Raw genomic sequence first — 18,207 nt, forward strand, 5'->3', positions numbered from 1 at the left:
CGGAGCGGCATCATGGACCCCGTGCCCCAGCCATCCCTCCGCCGCACCCCCGTCCAGCAGCGCAGCGCCGAGCGCCTCGCCCGGATCCTCGACGCCTGCGCCGAACTCCTCGACGAGACCGGCTACGAACAGCTGAGCACCCGCGCCGTCGCCCTCCGCGCGGGCGTCCCCATCGGCTCCGTCTACCGCTTCTTCGGCAACAAGCGGGCGATGGCCGACGCGCTCGCCCACCGCAACCTCGACCGCTACGCCGAGCGGATCACCGTCCGTCTCGCCGCGGCCGGGCGGGTCGACGCGTACAGCGCGATCGACAGCGTGCTCGACGAGTACATCGCGATGAAGCGCACCGTTCCCGGCTTCGCGCTCGTCGACTTCGGAGTCCCCGCCCCGACGGGCCCAACACCCGGTGGCCCCGCCCCGACGGCCCCCGCCCCCGGCGGCCCCGCCCCGACGGGCCCCGCGCCCACGGCCCCCGCACCCGGTGGCCCCACCCCCGCCACCTCCGCGTCCACAGGTGGCGGGGCGTCGGCCGAAGACGCCAATCACCTCGTCGCCGACCGCCTCTGCGGCCTCCTCGCCACCCACCTCGACCGTACGGCCGACGACGCCCTGCGCCGTAAGGTCCTGGTCGGTGTCGAGGCCGCCGACGCGCTGCTCCAACTCGCCTTCCGGACGGCCCCGTCCGGAGACCCCGCTCTCATCGCCGAGACCCGTGAACTCCTCTACGCCTACCTCGCGCCCTCGCTGAGCTGACCCGCCCCGCGCCGTGCGCCGAGGTGCCGGGCGCCTCCCGGCATCGGCCGAGGCCGACCCCTCCCCAGCATGCCTACCGGTCGGTATGCTCGCTGGTGCCCGCGCGTCACCGCCGCCGCTCCAGGGAGTCGCCATGTCCACCGCCCTGCGCATCTGCCCGCTCTGCGAAGCCACCTGCGGGCTGACGCTGACCCTCGACGGCGACCGGGTCACCGGCGCCCGAGGGGACCGCGACGACGTCTTCAGCCAGGGCTTCATCTGCCCCAAGGGCGCTTCCTTCGGCGAGGTCGACGCCGACCCCGACCGTCTCGCCGGGCCGCTCGTCCGCAAGGACGGCACCCTCCAGGAAGCCACCTGGGAAGAGGCGTTCGACACCGTCGCCGCCCGGATCCGGCCCCTGATCGAGGAGCACGGTCCGGACGCGGTGGCGGTCGTGCTCGGCAACCCGAACGTCCACACCATGGCCGGCGCCCTCTACCCGCCCCTGCTGATCGGCGCCCTGCGGACCCGGAACCTCTTCACCGCCTCCACGCTCGACCAGATGCCCAAGCACGTCTCCAGCGGGCTGCTCTTCGGCGACCCCTTCGCGATCCCCGTCCCGGACCTGGACCGCACCGACCACCTGCTGATGCTGGGCGCCAACCCCCTGGAGTCCAACGGCAGTCTCTGCACCGCCCCCGACTTCCCCGGCAAACTCAAGGCCCTGCGCAGGCGCGGCGGCACCCTCACCGTCGTCGACCCGCGCCGTACCCGTACCGCGCGCCTCGCCGACCGTCATGTCGCCATCCGCCCCGGCACCGACGCCCTCTTCCTCGCCGCGCTCGTCCACACCCTCTTCGCGGAGGACCTCGCCGACCCCGGCCCGCTCGCCGAGCACGTCCTGGGGGTGGAGGACGTCCGGGAGGCGGTACGGGAGTTCACTCCCGAGGCCGTCGCGGACGCCTGCGACCTGGACGCCGCCACCATCCGTACCGTCGCCAGGGAGCTGGCCGCCGCCCCCACGGCCGCCGTCTACGGCCGGATGGGCAGCTCCACCGTCGCGTACGGCACCCTCGCCAACTGGCTCGTCGACGTCCTCAACATCCTCACGGGCAACCTCGACCGCCCCGGCGGCGCGCTCTTCCCGCTCTCGGCCACCGCCCCCGCGCCCCGGCCGGCGGGCCCCGGCAAGGGCTTCACGCTCGGCCGCTGGAGCAGCAGGGTCTCCGGCCACCCCGAGGCCAAGGGCGAGCTGCCCATGGCCGCCCTCGCCGAGGAGATCCAGACGGGAGGCGAGGGGCGTGTCCGCGCGGTGATCACCCTCGCCTCCAACCCCGTCCTGTCGGCGCCCGACGGGCTGCGCCTCGACCGGGCGCTCGGCTCCCTGGACCTCATGGTCGCCGTCGACCCGTACCTCAACGAGACCACCCGCCACGCCGATGTCGTCCTGCCCCCTCCGCCGCCCTCGCGGAGCGCCCACTTCGACTTCTCCTTCAACGGCCTCGCCGTCCGCAACCAGGTCCGCTTCACCCCGGCCGCCGTGCCGCTGGAGGAGGCCCGGATGGACGAGTGCGAGATCCACGCCCGGCTGATCCTCGCGGTCTCGGGGATGCACGGCGCCCCGCCCTCGGCCGTCGACGACCTCGCCATCGACACCACCCTCGCCAAGGCCGTCGCGCAGGAGCACTCGCCCGTCCACGGCGCGGACCCCAAGGCCGTCGCGGCGCGGCTGAGCGGCGCGACCGGGCCCCTGCGCCGCCTCGACATGATGCTCCGCCTCGGCCCGTACGACCTCACGCTCGACGACCTGCTCCGGGCGCCGCACGGCATCGACCTCGGCCCGCTCGAACCCCGCCTCCCCGGACCGCTCAAGACCCGCAGCGGACGCGTCGAGCTGCTGCCCGCGCCGATCGCCGACGACCTGCCCCGGTTGCGCGCCGCCCTCGGCACCGCACCCGGCGGCCTGGTCCTCGTCGGCCGCCGCCATCTGCGCTCCAACAACAGCTGGCTGCACAACGCGCCGTCCCTCAACAGCGGTTCGAACCGGTGCACGCTCCAGGTCCACCCGGCGGACGCCGACCGGCTCGGCCTCGCCGACGGCAAGCCCGCCCGGATCGCGGCCGAGGGCGGTGCACTGGAGGTCGAGGTGGAGGTCACCGACGCCGTACGGAGCGGGGTGGTGAGCCTGCCGCACGGCTGGGGTCACGACCGGCCCGGTACCCGCCTCGCGGTCGCCGCCGCACGCCCCGGGGTCAATGTGAACCAGCTCCTCGACGGCTCGCGACTGGACCCGCTGTCCGGTACGGCCGTCCTGAACGGCTTCCCCGTGGAGCTGACCCCCCTGCCTTGACCTGGTGTTTTGCTCGTATTGCTCACAGGTCAACACCTTGCTGAGCGCGGAAGGGGGCACCTAACGTCATCCGAACGCCGCACCGGTGGGAGCCGCCCCGGTGGGAGTTCAAAGGTGAACGTGAGGTGCCCTCCATGCTGACCGTCCTCGGCTTCGCCATGATCGCGACCTTCCTGGTCCTGATCATGATGAAGAAGATGTCGCCGATCGCGGCGCTCGTGCTGATCCCCGCGCTGTTCTGTGTCGCCGTGGGGCAGGGGGCACAGCTCGGCGACTACGTCATCGACGGCGTGGAGAAGCTCGCGCCCACCGCCGCGATGCTGATGTTCGCCATCGTCTACTTCGGCGTGATGATCGACGTCGGCCTGTTCGACCCGATCGTCCGGGGCATCCTGCGCTTCTGCAAGGCCGACCCGGTACGGGTGGTGGTCGGTACGGCGGTGCTGGCGGCGATCGTCTCGCTCGACGGTGACGGCTCGACCACCTTCATGATCACCGTCTCGGCGATGTATCCGCTCTACAAGCGGCTCGGGATGAGCCTGGTCGTGATGACCGGTGTCGCCGCCACCGCCAACGGTGTCATGAACACCCTGCCCTGGGGCGGGCCCACGGCCCGTGCCGCGACCGCGCTCAAGGTGGACGCGGCCGACATCTTCGTCCCGATGATCCCCGCGCTCGGCATGGGCCTGCTCTTCGTCTTCGCCCTCGCGTACGTCCTCGGCCGCCGGGAGCGCAGGCGCATCGGCTACCTGACCCTGGACGAGGTCCTTGAGCCGCAGACCGAGGCCGTCCTGGTGGCCGCGGGGGGCGGCACGGACGGCGGCACGGACGGCGGTACGGACCGGCCGAAGGCCTCCGGCGGGTCCGGTGCTTCCGGTGCGGCCTCGGGTGCCGCCTCCGGTACGGGCTCCGGCGCCTCCGTTACGGGCTCCGGCGGCGCGCCCGGGCTGTCCGAAGGGGCCGACGGGGGCTTCCAGGGGCTCGACCCGAACCGCGCGACCCTGCGGCCCGGACTGTACTGGTTCAACGCCGGTCTCACCGTCGCCCTCCTCACCGCGATGATCCTCGAACTGCTGCCGATCCCGGTCCTCTTCCTGCTCGGCGCCGCGCTCGCGCTCACCGTCAACTACCCGAAGATGTCCGACCAGAAGGCCCGGATCGCCGCCCACTCCGAGAACGTCCTCAACGTCACGGGCATGGTCTTCGCCGCCGCCGTCTTCACAGGTGTCCTCACCGGCACGGGCATGGTCAAGCACATGGCCGACTGGCTCGTCGGCGCGATCCCCGAGGGCATGGGCCCGCACATGGCGCTGGTCACCGGCGTGCTCAGCCTCCCGCTCACGTACTTCATGTCGAACGACGGCTTCTACTTCGGTGTCCTGCCGGTCCTCGCGGAGGCGGGCGCGGCCCACGGCGTCTCGCCGCTGGAGATCGCCCGGGCCTCGATCGCCGGCCAGGCGCTGCACATGTCCAGCCCGCTGGTCCCGGCCGTGTACGTCCTGGTCGGCATGGCGAAGGTGGAGTTCGGCGACCACACCCGCTTCACCGTGAAGTGGGCGGCGCTCACCTCGCTGGTGGTCCTCGCGTCGGGGATCCTCTTCGGGATCATCTGACGGCGAGGGGCGCGGAGAGCGATCCGGTCGCCGGCCCGATCACGGCCCGATCGTCGGCCTGATCATCGGCCGGGGGAGTGAATACGGAGGGTGTCGCCGCATCGGTGAACCCTCCGTACTTCCGTTGTGACAGATAGTCAGATTATCGGCTGATCCGTCCGACGTCTTCATGACTGGAGGAACCCCGCATGACCGCTCTGGCAGTTCGTCCTCTGCTGTCCATCGCCGCCGCGTCGCTCGCCCTGGGCAGTGCCGCGCTGGCAGGTGCGCCCACCGCCTTCGCCGCGCCCGGCGACAACGGTGACATCAAGGTGCACCATGCCGGCGGCCCCGGCGAACCACGTCGTACGACCGTGACCGACCGGACCAGCGAGCCCCGGGTCTGCACGTTCTACCTCGCAGGGTTCAACTTCGAGGGGTTGCAGCAGGTCAACTGGACGATCGCGCCGCAGCGACCGGTGGACAGCGTGACCACGAACGGCACGCTCACCGTCGACGCGGCAGGCCGCGGGATCACCCCGGACCTGCGGCTGACCGACGGCGCGTACAGGATCGAGTGGACCTGGGCGGGCCAGACGGGCACCAAGAAGAACAGGGACTTCCGCGTCGACTGCGACGCTCCTGCCAGCCCGTCGTCGAAGGCGGAGAGCGGCAGCAACGGCAGCGGCAGCACCGCGAGCAGAGGTGCTGGAAGCGCCAGCGCCAGCAACGGCGGTTCCGGCAACGGCGGTTCCGGCAATGGTTGGAACGGCAACGGCAACGGCAACGGCAACGGCAACGGCAGTGGCAATGGGACCGGCAGCGGGAACGGCGGTGGTTCCGGCAACCCCAACGCCGGCGGCAACGGCAACGGCAACAGCTGGAACGGTGGCGGCAGCTCCAACGGCACGGGCAGCGGCAACAGCTGGAACGGGAACGGCAACGGCGGCGGGAACGGCAACGGCGGCGGCAGCGGTACGGGCAAGGAGACCGGTACCGGTACCGGCAGCGGCACCGGCAACAGCTGGAACGGCGGCGGCGGCAACGGCAACGGCACGGGCACCGGCAACAGCTGGAACGGCGGCGGCGGCAACGGCAACGGCAACGGCACGGGCACCGGCAACAGCTGGAACGGCGGGGGCAGCGGTACCGGCAGCGAGAGCGGCAACAGCTGGAGCGGCAGCACCGGCAGGCCCCCGCAGGGCCCGGTCGGCGCGGGCGGCGGCGGCAGCGCCGGCACCCCCGAGAGCGGCTCCGCCTTCGGCGTCGGATCGGCTCTCGCCGCCGGCCTGGCGGGCACGGCAGGCCTGATCCTCGTCCGCCGGGCACGCCGCCGCACGCATGGCGCCTCGTAGGTTCCGCACCACGCGCAGGCAGCGGCGCCTCCTCCGGCTGGTCCGGACGGTGGTGGTGACGCTGTCCCTGGCCGGCGGTGGCATCTGGTGGGCCCAGCACGGGGAGTGGTCCGCCCCGTCGGCGCTCGCCGGCCCGGCCGCGCACCGGGCGGCAGCGGACTCCGCCGCCGCCCGGGCCGTGCCCGGGCCGGACCAGAAGCCGAAGGCGCAGCCACGGCCCGGGGCCACGGCCAAGCCCACGCCGCGGTCCGCGCCGTCGCCCGCGCCCCTGACCCGTTCCCGGGCCACCAGCCTCTCCGTCCCGGCGATCACCATCGAGGCTCCGGTCATGGACCTGACGCTCGACCGGACCGGGAAGCTCGGTACCCCACCGGTCGAGAACCCACGGATCGTCGGCTGGTACGCGGGCGGGCCCTCCCCGGGCGAGCCCGGGACGGCGATCGTCGTCGGCCATCGCGACACCCGCACCGGGCCCGCCGTCTTCATCAACCTCGACTCGCTCGCCCCCGGCAACACCGTCCGGGTCGCCCGGGCCGACGGCCGGGTCGCCGTCTTCACGGTCGACAAGGTCCGTACCTATGCCAAGGAGGACTTCCCCGACCGCGAGGTGTACAGCTCCACCAGGCGCCCCGAACTCCGGCTGCTCACCTGCGGCGGATCCTTCGACCCCAAGAAGGGTTACGAAGCGAACGTCGTCGTCTTCGCCCACCTCACGGGCGTCGACGTCGAGCAGAGGTCCTGAGCGTTCCGAGCGTTCCGAGACGCGCCGCCCGACGTCCCCCGGGCCGGCGCTCCTCGGCGTGCCCCGAGCCCGGCCCGGAGACGGGCTCGGGCCCCGTCCGCCCCCGAACCGCGAGGAGGCCTCGTGTCCGTCCGCCCGCCGACCATCCGTACCCGCGTCGCCGTCGCCGCCGCCGGAGCGCTGATCGCGGCCGGGGCCCCCGCCGCGTACGCCACCCTCGGCGAGGACCCGCCCGAGCGGCCCCCGGTCACGGCGCAGGCCCGCGGGAAGGCGTACGTCGAGACCCGGCTCTTCTTCGGGACCGAGCGCCCCGACGGCGGTCCGGCCGTCACCGACGAGCAGTTCCTGGCCTTCGTCGACCGCGAGGTCACGCCCGGCTTCCCGGCGGGCCTGACTGTCCAGAACGGGCGTGGACAGTGGCGCGACGGCAGCGGCACCATCGAACGGGAGCGTTCGTACGAGCTGATCCTGCTGTATCCGGCGTCGGAGGCCCGGCTCCACGATCCGCGGATCGAGGCGATCAGGGAGGCGTACCGGAGGGCCTTCGGGCAGGAGTCCGTGGCCCGGCTCGACGAGCCGACCCGGGCCGACTTCTGAATCCGGCCACCGAGGCGGGCGAAGCCGCTCTGGCGCCAAAAAACTAACAGCGCTAGTTTGGTGCGGGCGCCGAATCACTCGGGCGCCGAAGTGCTCGCACCGAAGCGCACGAGCGCCAAGGTGCACGGGCGTCAAGGCGCACGAGCGCCAAGGTGCACGGGCGCTCGGGCGTCAAGGCGCTCGGGTGCCACGGCGCTCGGGCGTCAAGGCGCTCGGGTGCCACGGCGCTCGGGCGTCAAGGCGCTCGGGCGCCATGGCGCTCGGGTGCCCACGTGCACAGGCGCCGTCGCCGGGCGCCGAGTGGCCGGCGACGCAGACCGTACGACCGAAGGACCGAAGGAGCAGCGGATGAAGAGCCACGACGCGATGTACATCGGCGGGGAGTGGCGACGCGCCGCCTCCACGGAGACCATCCCGGTCGTCAACCCGGCGGACGAGCAGGTCATCGCCCATGTCCCGGCCGGTACCGCCGAGGACGTCGACGCCGCCGTACGCGCCGCCCGCGCCGCCTTCCCGGGCTGGGCCGCCACCCCGCCCGCGGAGCGCGCCAAGCTGATCGGCGCCCTCCGTGACGGCCTCGCGGCCCGCGCCGAGGAGATCGCCGCCACGGTCACCGCCGAGCTCGGCGCCCCGCCGCAGCTCGCCGCCGCCGTCCACGCCGGCCTGCCCGTCGCCGTCGCCGGCTCGTACGCCGAGCTCGCCGCCACCCATCCCTTCGAGGAGAAGGTCGGCAACTCCACGGTCTACTCCGAGCCCGTCGGCGTCGTCGGCGCGATCACCCCGTGGAACTACCCGCTCCACCAGATCGTCGCCAAGGTCGCCCCCGCGCTCGCGGCCGGCTGCACCGTCGTCCTCAAGCCCGCCGAGGACACCCCGCTGACCGCCCAGCTCTTCGCCGAGGCGGTCCACGCGTCGGGCATCCCGGCCGGCGTCTTCAACCTCGTCACCGGTCTCGGCCCGGTCGCGGGCCAGGCGCTCGCCGAGCACGAGGGTGTCGACCTCGTCTCCTTCACCGGCTCGACGGCCGTCGGCAGGCGGATCGGCGCCCTCGCGGGCGGCGCGGTCAAGCGGGTCGCCCTGGAACTGGGCGGCAAGTCAGCCAACGTCATCCTGCCGAGCGCCGATCTCGGCAAGGCCGTCGCCGTCGGCATCGCCAACGTCATGTCCAACTCCGGCCAGACGTGCAGCGCGTGGACCCGGATGCTCGTCCCCGCCGACCGGTACGAGGAGGCGGTGGCGCTGGCCGCCGAGGCCGTCGCCAAGTACGTCCCCGGCGAGCGCGTCGGGCCGCTCGTCAACGCCAAGCAGCAGCAGCGCGTGCGCGGCTTCATCGAGAAGGGCGTCGAGGAGGGCGCCCGGATCGTCGCGGGCGGCCCCGAGGCCCCGCGCGAGACCGGCTACTACGTCTCCCCGACCGTCTTCGCCGACGTCACCCCGGACATGACCATCGCCCAGGAGGAGATCTTCGGCCCGGTCGTCTCGATCCTGCGGTACGAGGACGAGGACGAGGCCCTCGCCATCGCCAACGGGACCGTGTACGGGCTCGCCGGCGCCGTCTGGGGCGAGCCGGAGGCGGCCGTCGCCTTCGCCCGCCGGATGGACACCGGCCAGGTCGACATCAACGGCGGCCGCTTCAACCCGCTGGCGCCGTTCGGCGGTTACAAGCAGTCGGGCGTCGGGCGCGAACTCGGTGCGCACGGCCTCTCCGAGTACCTCCAGACCAAGTCCCTCCAGTTCTGAGCCCCGAGGAGCAAGACGCGTCATGAGCCTGGTCCGCGCCGCCTTCCTGCCCGCCGTCGGCTCTCCGCTGGAGATAGCCGGCATCCGACTGCCCGAGCCCGGCCCCGGCCAGGTCCGGGTGCGCCTCGCCGCCGCCGGGGTCTGCCACTCCGACCTTTCCCTCTCCAACGGCACGATGCGGGTGCCCGTCCCCGCCGTGCTCGGCCACGAGGGCGCCGGCACGGTCGTCTCCGTCGGCGAAGGCGTCACCCATGTCGCCCCCGGTGACGGTGTCGTCCTCAACTGGGCGCCGTCCTGCGGCTCCTGCCACCCCTGCACGCTCGGCGAGGTCTGGCTCTGCGTCGACGCGCTGAGCGGATCGGGGAACGTCCACGCCACCACCGAGGACGGGACCGCGCTCCACCCCGGCCTCAACGTGGCCGCCTTCGCCGAGGAGACCGTCGTCGCGGCGAACTGCGTCCTGCCCGTCCCGGACGGGATTCCGCTGACCGACGCGGCCCTGCTGGGCTGCGCGGTCCTCACCGGCTGGGGCGCGGTCCACCACTCGGCGCGGGTGCGGCAGGGCGAGTCCGTCGTCGTGTACGGCGTCGGAGGCGTGGGCCTCGCCACCCTCCAGGCCGCCCGGATCGCGGGCGCCTCGCCGATCATCGCGGTCGACGTGTCGCCGGAGAAGGAGGCCCTGGCGCGGGCGGCCGGGGCGACCGAGTACGTCGTCGCCTCGGAGACCACCGCCAGGGAGGTCCGGAAGCTGACGGGCGGGCAGGGCGCCGACGTGGCCGTGGAGTGCGTGGGCCGCGCCACCACGATCCGTACCGCCTGGGACTCCACCCGGCGCGGCGGCCGCACCACGGTCGTCGGCATCGGCGGCAAGGACCAGCAGGTCACCTTCCACGCCCTGGAGCTCTTCCACTGGGGCCGGACGCTCTCCGGCTGCGTGTACGGCAACTGCGACCCGGCCGAGGACCTGCCCGTCCTCGCCGAGCACGTCAGGGCCGGCCGCCTCGACCTGAGCGCGCTGGTCACCGAGCGGATCACCCTGGACGGCATCCCGGGCGCCTTCGACAACATGATCGCGGGCAAGGGCGGCCGGGCGCTCGTCCTCTTCTGATGCCGACACGCCCTAGACGGTCGTGGTGGTCTCGGCGCCGTCGGCCGGAGCCTTCGACGGGGGCTTCGGCCGCGAGCGCGAGACCGCCACACCCGCCAGACACAGCGCACCGCCCGCGAGAGTGAGCAGCCCCGGCAGCTCGCCGAGGAACATCCAGGCCATGACGACCACGAGCGCCGGTACGGCGTAGGTCGTCGCGCCCATCCGGCCCGCGGTCGTACGGGCAAGGGCGTAGGCCCAGGTCGTGAAGGCGAGCGCGGTCGGGAAGACCCCGAGGTACACCATGTTCAGGGTCGCCGAGAGCGGTGCGCGGGCCGCCTCGTCGACGAGCTGCCAGGCGAAGGGGAGACAGGCCACCGCGCCGACCAGGCACCCGAAGGTCGTGATCTGAAGGGCGCTCCCGTGTGCCAGCGCGGGCTTCTGCGCGACGACACCGCCCGCGTACGCGACCGCCGCCAGCAGGCAGAGCGCGACACCGAGCACCGAGGCGTGTCCCTCGCCCGACATCGAGAGCCCCACGGCCACCGCGCCCGCGAAGGACACCGCCATGCCCGCGAGCAGCCGGGGCGGCAGCTTCTCGCCGAGGAACCGGGCGCCGAGCAGGGCGATCAGGACGGGCCCGATGTTCACGACCATCGCGGCCGTGCCAGCGTCCACCTCCTGCTCGCCCCAGTTGAGCGCCACCATGTACGCGCCGAACCAGAGGAGTCCGGAGACCGCGATCCCCGGCCAGGCCGCCCGGGACGGCAGCCCCTCGCGCCGGACCAGCAGGACGGCCACGAGGACGAACGCCCCGGACAGCAGCCGTCCGAGGGCGAGCGCGCCGGGCGAGTAGGCCGCCCCCGCGCTGCGGATGGAGACGAAGGCGGAGGCCCAGAGGACGACGGTGACGCCGGCGGCCGCGAGTGCGAGACGCTCGGTGGAGCGGGAGGAGGTCATGGGGCGACCGTAGGCCCCGGACCCTTCGGTCTTCACCGCAATATCGCTGGCCGCACTGTGGCTGACCGCACTGTCGTTGACCGCCACGTCGTGCACCGCGAGGTCGCGGGGCTTCCCCCTCATCGCAGCACCACCGGGTCGATGCCCAGGGCCTCGTGGAGCGCGCGCTCCCCGTCGGCGGTCACCTTGACGGCCCGTTCGGACCCGATCCGCACGCACCAGCCGCTGTCCAGAGCGTGCCGGCACAGGGCCGCGCCCGCGATCCCGGCGAGATGCGGCTTGCGCTCGGTCCAGTCCAGGCAGCCCCGGGCGACCGGCCGCCGCCCCTTCGCCTCAAGGACCAGCCCCCGCTCCCCGAACCACGCGACACCCCGGTCGGTGAGCGCGAACCCCGTGTCCTGGCGCAGCAGTCCGCGCGCGGTCATCGCCTCGGCGATCGTGATCCCGAGTCGCCCCGCGAGATGGTCGTAGCACGTACGCCCCCGCGCCATCGCCTGCCCCGCGCTCGCGGCCCGCAGCGTGCGGGGAGGCGCCTTCCGGCCGGGCTCGGAGCGGGCGGCGAGATCCTCGACCAGGTGAGCGATCCCGGAGTCGGCGAGCCGTACGTAGCGGTGCCGCCCCTGCCGCTCCTCGGCGAGCACCCCGCCCGCGACGAGCTTCCCGAGGTGCTCACTGGCGGTGGACGGCGCCACGCGCGCGTGCCGGGCGAGCTCCCCGGCGGTCCAGGCCCGCCCGTCGAGCAGGGCGAGCACGAACGCGGCGCGGGTCTCGTCGGCGAAGAGTGCGGCGAGTGCGGCGAGGTCTTTGGAGGCCATGGCCCCAGGGTCCCGCACCGACGTTTCGGCGTTCGCCGAAAGGTCCTTCGTCGAACGGTCCTTCGCCGAAGGGCCTCGCCACCCGGAGGGGCGCACCCCGTCCCGTACCGCCGCTACGAGTCGCTCGGTGCGCCCTGCCGCGCCCAGGCTCCCCGTACCCCCGCCTCGTACTGCATGGTCAGGCCGTCGAGCAGTGCCCGCAGCCCCGTCTCGAACGCGCCCTCGTCGACCTTCTGCCGGTGTTCCGCGAGGAGGTGCGCCTGGCCGAGGTGGGGGTAGTCGGCGGGGTCGTAGGCCGTCTCGTCGTCGACGAAGCCGCGGGCGAAGGAGCCCAGGGCCGAGCCCGTGACGAAGTAGCGCATGAGCGCGCCGATGTACGTCGCCTGCGCGGGCGGCCAGCCCGCCCGGACCATCGCACCGAAGACCGCGTCGGCGACCTTCAGGCCCGCCGGGCGGCGGCCCGGGCCCTGCGCCAGGACCGGGACGATGTGGGGGTGGTCGGCGAGGGCGGCGCGGTAGGAGGCCGCCCAGTCGTGCAGGGCGGTGCGCCAGTCGCGCCCGTCGCCCTCCTCGAACATCGACAGGTCGACTTTCGCGCTGACGGCGTCGGCGACCGCGTCGAGGATCTCGTCCTTGGTGCGGAAGTGGTTGTAGAGCGACGGTCCGCTCACCCCCAGCTCGGCCGCGAGCCGCCGTGTCGAGACGGCCGCGAGGCCCTCGGCGTCCACGAGCGCGCTCGCCGTCTCGACGATGCGTTCTCTGCTGAGGAGGGGCTTGCGCGGTCGGGCCATGGCGCACATAGTAGGCCTGCGCACGATAAACTAGCGGTGCTAATTAAAGTCTTCACGAAGGTCGGTGGCGTAGTGAACCTGGAGCTCAGCGAGGAACAGGAAGCCGTACGGCAGCTCGCCGAGGACTTCGTCGCGCGCGAGGTCGCCCCGCACGTCGTCGCGTGGGACCGGAGCGAGAACGTCGACCGGTCGATCGTGAAGAAGCTCGGCGCCGTCGGCTTCCTCGGCCTGACGATCCCGGAGGAGTACGGCGGCTCGGGCGGTGACCACCTCTCCTACTGCCTCGTCACCGAGGAGCTCGGGCGCGGCGACTCCTCCGTGCGCGGCATCGTCTCCGTCTCGCTCGGTCTCGTCACCAAGACCCTCGCTTCCTGGGGCAGCGAGGAGCAGAAGCGCGCCTGGCTGCCCCGGCTCACCTCCGGCGACGCCCTCGGCTGCTTCGGGCTGACCGAGCCGGGCACCGGTTCGGACGCCGGCAACCTCTCCACCAGGGCCGTCCGCGACGGCGACACGTACGTCGTCAACGGTTCGAAGATGTTCATCACCAACGGCACCTGGGCCGACGTGGTGCTGCTCTTCGCCCGCACCGGCGACGCCCCCGGCCACAAGGGCGTCTCCGCCTTCCTCGTCCCCACCGACACCCCCGGCCTGACCCGCCGCACCATCCACGGCAAGCTCGGTCTGCGCGGTCAGGCGACCGCCGAGCTGGTCCTGGAGGACGTCCGCGTCCCGGCCTCCGCCATGCTGGGTCCCGAGGGCAAGGGCTTCTCCGTCGCCATGTCCGCGCTCGCCAAGGGGCGGATGTCGGTCGCGGCCGGCTGTGTCGGCATCGCGCAGGCGGCCCTCGACGCGGCCGTCCGCTACGCGGGGGAGCGCGAGCAGTTCGGCAAGCCGATCGCCTCCTACCAGCTGGTGCAGGAGCTGATCAGCGACATCGCCGTCGACGTGGACGCCGCCCGGCTGCTGACCTGGCGGGTCGCCGATCTGATCGACCGGGGCCAGGACTTCGCCACCGCCGCCTCCAAGGCCAAGCTGTACGCCTCCGAGGCGGCCGTGCGCGCGGCCAACAACGCCCTCCAGGTCTTCGGCGGCTACGGCTACATCGACGAGTACCCGGTCGGCAAGCTGCTCCGCGACGCCCGCGTGATGACGCTGTACGAGGGCACGAGCCAGATCCAGAAGCTGATCATCGGCCGTGCGCTCACGGGGGTGTCGGCGTTCTGAGCGGGTCGTCCGGCTGAGTACGTCGCGATGCGCCCCTGAGTATCCGGACGGATGTGGCGCGCACCACATCCGTCCGATGCTGTCGTCCATGAGTGACACATCGGTCAAGCAGCAGAACACGGCCGCCTACTACCTGCAGGCCGTCATCTCCTTCGGGCTCGCGCTCGCCGCCGTCGCCATCGGGATCTACAACCTCGACGCGGACGCCTGGGTGCGTGCCTTCCTCGCCATCGCCGTGCTCTACCTCACGACCTCCGCCTTCACCCTCTCCAAGGTCGTCCGCGACCGGCAGGAGGCCGGGCAGATCGTCAGCCGGGTCGATCAGGCGCGCCTGGAGAAGCTCCTCGCCGAGCACGATCCCTTCCAGAAGCTCTGAGCCCGAGCTCTAAGCGCTTGCTCAGCTTCGTTGTATGGTGTTGGTCCTGACGGCCGGCTGAGAAGGGGCGAGCGATGAGCGCGGCGGACGCGGCGGAGGAGACGCCCGGCGGCGAGGACGTGCCGTGGAGCGAGGTCACGCCGGAGGCGGCCAGGCGGCTGCTCGTGGCGGCCGTCGAGGCCTTCGCCGAGCGCGGCTACCACGCCACCACGACCCGGGACATCGCCGGCCGCGCCGGCATGAGCCCGGCCGCGCTCTACATCCACTACAAGACCAAGGAAGAGCTCCTCCACCGGATCAGCCGCATCGGCCACGACAGGGCCCTGGAGATCCTCCGGGCCGCGGCGGACGGTGAGGGAACGGCGGGTGAGCGGCTCGCCGCCGCCGTACGGTCCTTCGTGCGCTGGCACGCCGAGCGGCACACCACCGCCCGGGTCGTCCAGTACGAGCTCGACGCCCTCGGCCCCGAGCACCGCACCGAGATCGTGGCGCTGCGCCGGGAGTCCGACGCGACCGTGCGCAGGATCATCAACGAGGGTGTGGTGGCGGGCGAGTTCGACGTGCCGGACGTGGCGGGCACGACGGTCGCGGTGCTCTCCCTCTGCATCGACGTGTCGCGCTGGTTCAACGTCCAGGGCCGCCGGACGCCGGACGAGGTCGGCGCGCTCTACGCCGACCTCGTGCTGCGGATGGTCGGGGCTCAGAAGTAGTAGCGGGAGACCGACTCGGCGACGCAGACCGGCTTGTCGCCGCCCTCGCGCTCCACCGTCACGGTCGCGGTCACCTGAACCCCGCCGCCGGCATCCGTGACCTCGGTCAGGACGGCGCCGGCGCGGAGCCGTGAGCCGACCGGTACGGGGGAGGGGAAACGGACCTTGTTGGTGCCGTAGTTGAGGCCCATCTTCATGCCCTCGACGCGCATGATCTGCGGCACCAGGGTGGGCAGCAGCGACAGCGTCAGATAGCCGTGCGCGATGGTCTTCCCGAACGGCCCGGAGGCCGCCCGCTCCGGGTCCACGTGGATCCACTGATGGTCGCCGGTCGCGTCGGCGAAGAGGTCGATCCGCTTCTGCTCGACCTCCAGCCAGTCGCTGTGTCCCAGCGGCTCGCCCACCGCGGCCCGCAGTTCCTCGGCGGAGGTGAAGATCCTCGGCTCAGCCATGTCTCGCTCGTCCCTTCGTGAAGCTGTGACTCCAGTTTCTAAGCGCTTGCTCAGCATGTGGGGTGGTGGCCCCGCTGTCAACGGACAGTAGGGTTCGAGGGGTGCCGCAGATTCCAGAGAAAGTCCATGAACTCACCGTCGGCCAGCTGTCCGCGCGTAGTGGCGCCGCGGTGTCCGCCCTGCACTTCTACGAGACCAAGGGCCTGATCAACAGTCGCCGCACGAGTGGCAACCAGCGCCGCTACGGCCGTGACACGCTCCGCAGGGTCGCCTTCATCCGGGCCGCGCAGCGCGTCGGCATCCCCCTGGCGACCATCCGCGTCGCGCTCTCCGAACTGCCCGAGGAGCGCACGCCCACCAACGAGGACTGGGCGCGGCTCTCGGCGGCGTGGCGCACCGAGCTGGACGAGCGGATCAAGCAGCTCGGACGGCTGAGGGACCATCTGACGGACTGCATCGGCTGCGGCTGTCTCTCGCTGCAGAACTGCGTCCTGTCCAACCCCGACGACGCGATCGGCGAGCACATCACCGGCTCCCGCCTGATGGGGGAGCGCCGGGAACGGTAGGCCCCGGCACCCGGGCGCGTACGAGGAGGGGCCTGGGCGTCGGGAACGGCAGGCCCCCGGCACCCGGCCGTATACGAGGAGGGGCCCGCCACCCCCGTGGACGGGCCCCTCGGTCATCGCCGGCCGAATCGGCCGGCCGGTCACTCGTACTCGGTGCCGCCCTTACGGGTCAGATAGGCCGGGCTGACCGCCTTCGCGATCGCACGGCCGCCGACGACCGGGCTGTACCGCTCCGTCACCGGACGGATCACGACACCCTCCCGCAGATGCAGCTCGCGCCCGGACACGGTCTCCCGGCCGCTCGCCAGCTCCAGCACGGTGTCCAGGTCGTACGGTCCCTCGTACAGCCGCGGTACGAGCGGCAGCTCGCCGGCCTCCAGAACCTCGGCCGGGTCCAGCCACCGGACCTGCCCGTCGATCTCGGCCGACACGTCGAAGACCGCGTAACCGACGCCCTCGCTGCGGGCGTTCGCGCCGTAGCCGAGGTCCTGCACACCGGCCCCGTACACCTCACCGAACAGGCCGACCCGGCGCGCCCCGAGCCGCTCGGCGAGCCGCGCCGCGACGGCCGGTACTCCGTGGCCGAGGACGGCCCGCCAGTACAGGTTCCGCGGGTCCTCCTGGAGCGCCAGGCCCTTGGAGCCGAACCCCTTCGAGGAGACCTGGACGCGGCCGTCCTCCGCGAAGTACGTGGCGAGGCAGGCCGATCCGTGCAGCTTCTCCGTCAGCACGACCGGCTCGCCGGGCTCGAAGATGTCCGGATACCGCTGGAGGTTCTCGATGTCGACCCACGGCAGCAGCCCGGGCGCGGCCTCCACGTCCCCGCTCATCGTCGGCGGGATCGGCGGCACCCACTTCGTGATCCCGAGCAGCTCCGCGAAGTCGGTCCCCTCGGCGGCCGCCGCGGCCAGGTCGACATCGGCCAGCGCCTTCGGCCGGCACACGATCCCCTGCGACAACTCGCCCCGCAAACGCACCGCCTTGACCCGGTCGGAGGCCTTGCCCGCGAGCCGACCGGTCAGCCCCAGCTCGTCGACGAGCGCGACGGGCAGCACGGCCTGTTCCGGAATGTAGACGGCGACATCACCGCTGCGGTACGCGCCCTTGGCGACGACGGCCCGGTACAGGCCCACTTGGGCGAGCTCGAGCGCGTCGGCGTTGGGATGGGCGTGGACGGCCAGGGTTTCGGCGGTGACGCGCAGCGTCGACATGTCAGTTCTCCGGTGACTCGGGTGTCGTTCTCATCGCCGGACACTGTGCGACAGGGGAATTGGGGTGGGCCACCGGATTTGTGCTCTGGTACCGTCACGCTCTTCGCCCGGCCCCGCCCGCGTACCGGGTCAGACGGTCATCGACAGCGCGGCCGCGACCAGTTGGGCGTTGGACTCCGCGCGGGAGCCGTCCGGCAGGAGGAGTGTGTCCTCCAGGCCGATCCGGGTGCCGAGGCCGAGCCGGCGGGCCAGCCGCAGCACCGGCCACGCGCCGCCGTCCTCACCGTGCAGGAGCACCGGCAGGCCGTGGGCGGTGCCGAGGTCCGCGAGGAGCGCACGGGCCGTCGACCCGGCGGACGCGGGATCGGGGTCGGTGACCTCCGCCAGGATCCGCAGCACCCGGGGCGCCAGGGGCGAGCGAAGGAACCGTGCCGGTCCGTCCGTACCCGACCACAGGCCCGCCTCCACGCCCACGCCGCGCTCCAGGAGCGCCGCCGCGAGCTCCTCCGCGCCCGGCTCGTGCCAGTTCACCGACGCGTGGTCGGGCAGGACCGTCCAGGCCCGGACGCGCTCCACCCGCCGTACGGGATCGGGCTCGGCCCACGCGCCCGTCGTCACGCCCACCGGGACGCCGACGACCTTCCGTAGCGCGGGAAGCGTCACCGCGAGAACCCGGGGCGACAGCGTGTCGCTCCCGCACGGCGTCCTGGGGTGCACATGGACGTCGCACGCCCCCGCCGCGACGGCCCGCGCCGCCGACTCCGCCATGGCGCCCGGCGACATCGGCACCGCCGGGGAGTCCCCGGGCCCCCGGGTCCCGTTCAGACAGACCTGCATCAGAGCCGGCCCCCGTGTCCCCCGTGTCCCCCGTGGCCCCCGTTGGCCTTGCGTCTCGTCCTCCACGGTC

At 72.9% G+C, this 18,207-nt stretch carries 18 protein-coding genes; 12 read left to right on the forward strand and 6 right to left on the reverse strand.

The features are described 5' to 3' along the window. Positions 1–12 precede the first annotated feature (12 nt). The 8 genes from M5362_RS30155 to M5362_RS30190 all read left to right on the forward strand — a co-directional run bounded on the left by M5362_RS30155 (position 13) and on the right by M5362_RS30190 (position 10,216). Positions 13–753, forward strand: a complete 741-nt coding sequence (locus tag M5362_RS30155) for a TetR/AcrR family transcriptional regulator (RefSeq protein ID WP_260230994.1) — start codon at positions 13–15, stop codon at positions 751–753. A 133-nt stretch (positions 754–886) separates the two neighbouring features. Beyond that, positions 887–3,082, forward strand: coding sequence for a molybdopterin oxidoreductase family protein (locus M5362_RS30160; protein ID WP_260230995.1), 2,196 nt, complete (start codon positions 887–889; stop codon positions 3,080–3,082). Positions 3,083–3,216: 134 nt separating this feature from the next. Then, entirely contained in the window at positions 3,217–4,695 is a 1,479-nt protein-coding gene (locus tag M5362_RS30165) for a CitMHS family transporter (protein WP_260231034.1), read from the forward strand. A 188-nt stretch (positions 4,696–4,883) separates the two neighbouring features. Continuing rightward, on the forward strand, positions 4,884–6,029 hold the full coding sequence (locus M5362_RS30170) for a hypothetical protein (protein ID WP_260230996.1): 1,146 nt from the start codon (positions 4,884–4,886) through the stop codon (positions 6,027–6,029). After that, entirely contained in the window at positions 6,016–6,771 is a 756-nt protein-coding gene (locus M5362_RS30175; protein ID WP_260230997.1) for a class F sortase, read from the forward strand. The genes M5362_RS30170 and M5362_RS30175 overlap by 14 nt, the downstream gene beginning before the upstream one ends. 123 nt (positions 6,772–6,894) lie before the next feature. Next, positions 6,895–7,368 (forward strand): DUF3574 domain-containing protein, encoded by a 474-nt coding sequence (locus M5362_RS30180; protein WP_260230998.1) that lies wholly within the window; start codon positions 6,895–6,897, stop codon positions 7,366–7,368. A 348-nt stretch (positions 7,369–7,716) separates the two neighbouring features. Beyond that, positions 7,717–9,108 carry an aldehyde dehydrogenase family protein gene (locus M5362_RS30185; protein ID WP_260230999.1) on the forward strand — a complete coding sequence of 464 codons (1,392 nt, stop codon included), beginning with the start codon at positions 7,717–7,719 and terminating at the stop codon, positions 9,106–9,108. A gap of 28 nt (positions 9,109–9,136) precedes the next feature. Continuing rightward, entirely contained in the window at positions 9,137–10,216 is a 1,080-nt protein-coding gene (locus M5362_RS30190) for a Zn-dependent alcohol dehydrogenase (RefSeq protein ID WP_260231036.1), read from the forward strand. Positions 10,217–10,228: 12 nt separating this feature from the next. Here M5362_RS30190 and M5362_RS30195 read toward each other — a convergent pair whose 3' ends face one another. From M5362_RS30195 to M5362_RS30205, 3 genes are all read right to left on the reverse strand, one after another. Then, complete coding sequence (locus M5362_RS30195; protein ID WP_260231000.1) at positions 10,229–11,155, reverse strand: DMT family transporter; 927 nt, start codon at positions 11,153–11,155, stop codon at positions 10,229–10,231. A gap of 119 nt (positions 11,156–11,274) precedes the next feature. Beyond that, the gene (locus tag M5362_RS30200; RefSeq protein ID WP_260231001.1) at positions 11,275–11,970 is read right to left on the reverse strand and encodes a helix-turn-helix transcriptional regulator; all 696 of its coding nucleotides are present in this window, start codon (positions 11,968–11,970) and stop codon (positions 11,275–11,277) included. 113 nt (positions 11,971–12,083) lie between these two features. Next, the gene (locus tag M5362_RS30205) at positions 12,084–12,761 is read right to left on the reverse strand and encodes a TetR/AcrR family transcriptional regulator (RefSeq protein ID WP_260231002.1); all 678 of its coding nucleotides are present in this window, start codon (positions 12,759–12,761) and stop codon (positions 12,084–12,086) included. A 72-nt stretch (positions 12,762–12,833) separates the two neighbouring features. Here M5362_RS30205 and M5362_RS30210 point away from each other — a divergent pair, with 72 nt between their 5' ends. The 3 genes from M5362_RS30210 (at position 12,834) to M5362_RS30220 (ending at position 15,071) form a co-directional block, all read left to right on the forward strand. After that, a complete protein-coding gene (locus tag M5362_RS30210; protein ID WP_260231003.1) occupies positions 12,834–13,985 on the forward strand; it encodes an acyl-CoA dehydrogenase family protein in 1,152 nt (383 codons plus the stop codon). 88 nt (positions 13,986–14,073) lie between these two features. After that, on the forward strand, positions 14,074–14,361 hold the full coding sequence (locus M5362_RS30215; protein WP_260231005.1) for a YiaA/YiaB family inner membrane protein: 288 nt from the start codon (positions 14,074–14,076) through the stop codon (positions 14,359–14,361). 74 nt (positions 14,362–14,435) lie between these two features. Continuing rightward, entirely contained in the window at positions 14,436–15,071 is a 636-nt protein-coding gene (locus M5362_RS30220; protein WP_260231006.1) for a TetR/AcrR family transcriptional regulator, read from the forward strand. Here the strand turns inward: M5362_RS30220 and M5362_RS30225 are convergent. After that, complete coding sequence (locus M5362_RS30225; protein ID WP_260231007.1) at positions 15,062–15,523, reverse strand: MaoC family dehydratase; 462 nt, start codon at positions 15,521–15,523, stop codon at positions 15,062–15,064. The two genes, M5362_RS30220 and M5362_RS30225, sit on opposite strands and share 10 nt — an antisense overlap. 101 nt (positions 15,524–15,624) lie before the next feature. On the opposite strand from M5362_RS30225, the gene soxR reads away from it, so the two are divergent. Continuing rightward, positions 15,625–16,089: a redox-sensitive transcriptional activator SoxR gene (gene soxR / locus M5362_RS30230; protein ID WP_260231009.1), complete on the forward strand. Its 465-nt coding sequence runs from the start codon at positions 15,625–15,627 to the stop codon at positions 16,087–16,089. 140 nt (positions 16,090–16,229) lie between these two features. On the opposite strand, the gene M5362_RS30235 is transcribed toward soxR, so the two are convergent. Together M5362_RS30235 and M5362_RS30240 are read right to left on the reverse strand one after the other, a co-directional pair. Then, positions 16,230–17,300, reverse strand: a complete 1,071-nt coding sequence (locus M5362_RS30235) for an RNA ligase (ATP) (RefSeq protein WP_260231011.1) — start codon at positions 17,298–17,300, stop codon at positions 16,230–16,232. A gap of 129 nt (positions 17,301–17,429) precedes the next feature. Beyond that, a complete protein-coding gene (locus M5362_RS30240; protein ID WP_260231037.1) occupies positions 17,430–18,140 on the reverse strand; it encodes a 3-keto-5-aminohexanoate cleavage protein in 711 nt (236 codons plus the stop codon). Between the last annotated feature and the right edge of the window lie 67 nt (positions 18,141–18,207).

This window comes from Streptomyces sp. Je 1-79, from assembly GCF_025195125.1.
In the GTDB taxonomy this organism is placed as follows: domain Bacteria; phylum Actinomycetota; class Actinomycetes; order Streptomycetales; family Streptomycetaceae; genus Streptomyces.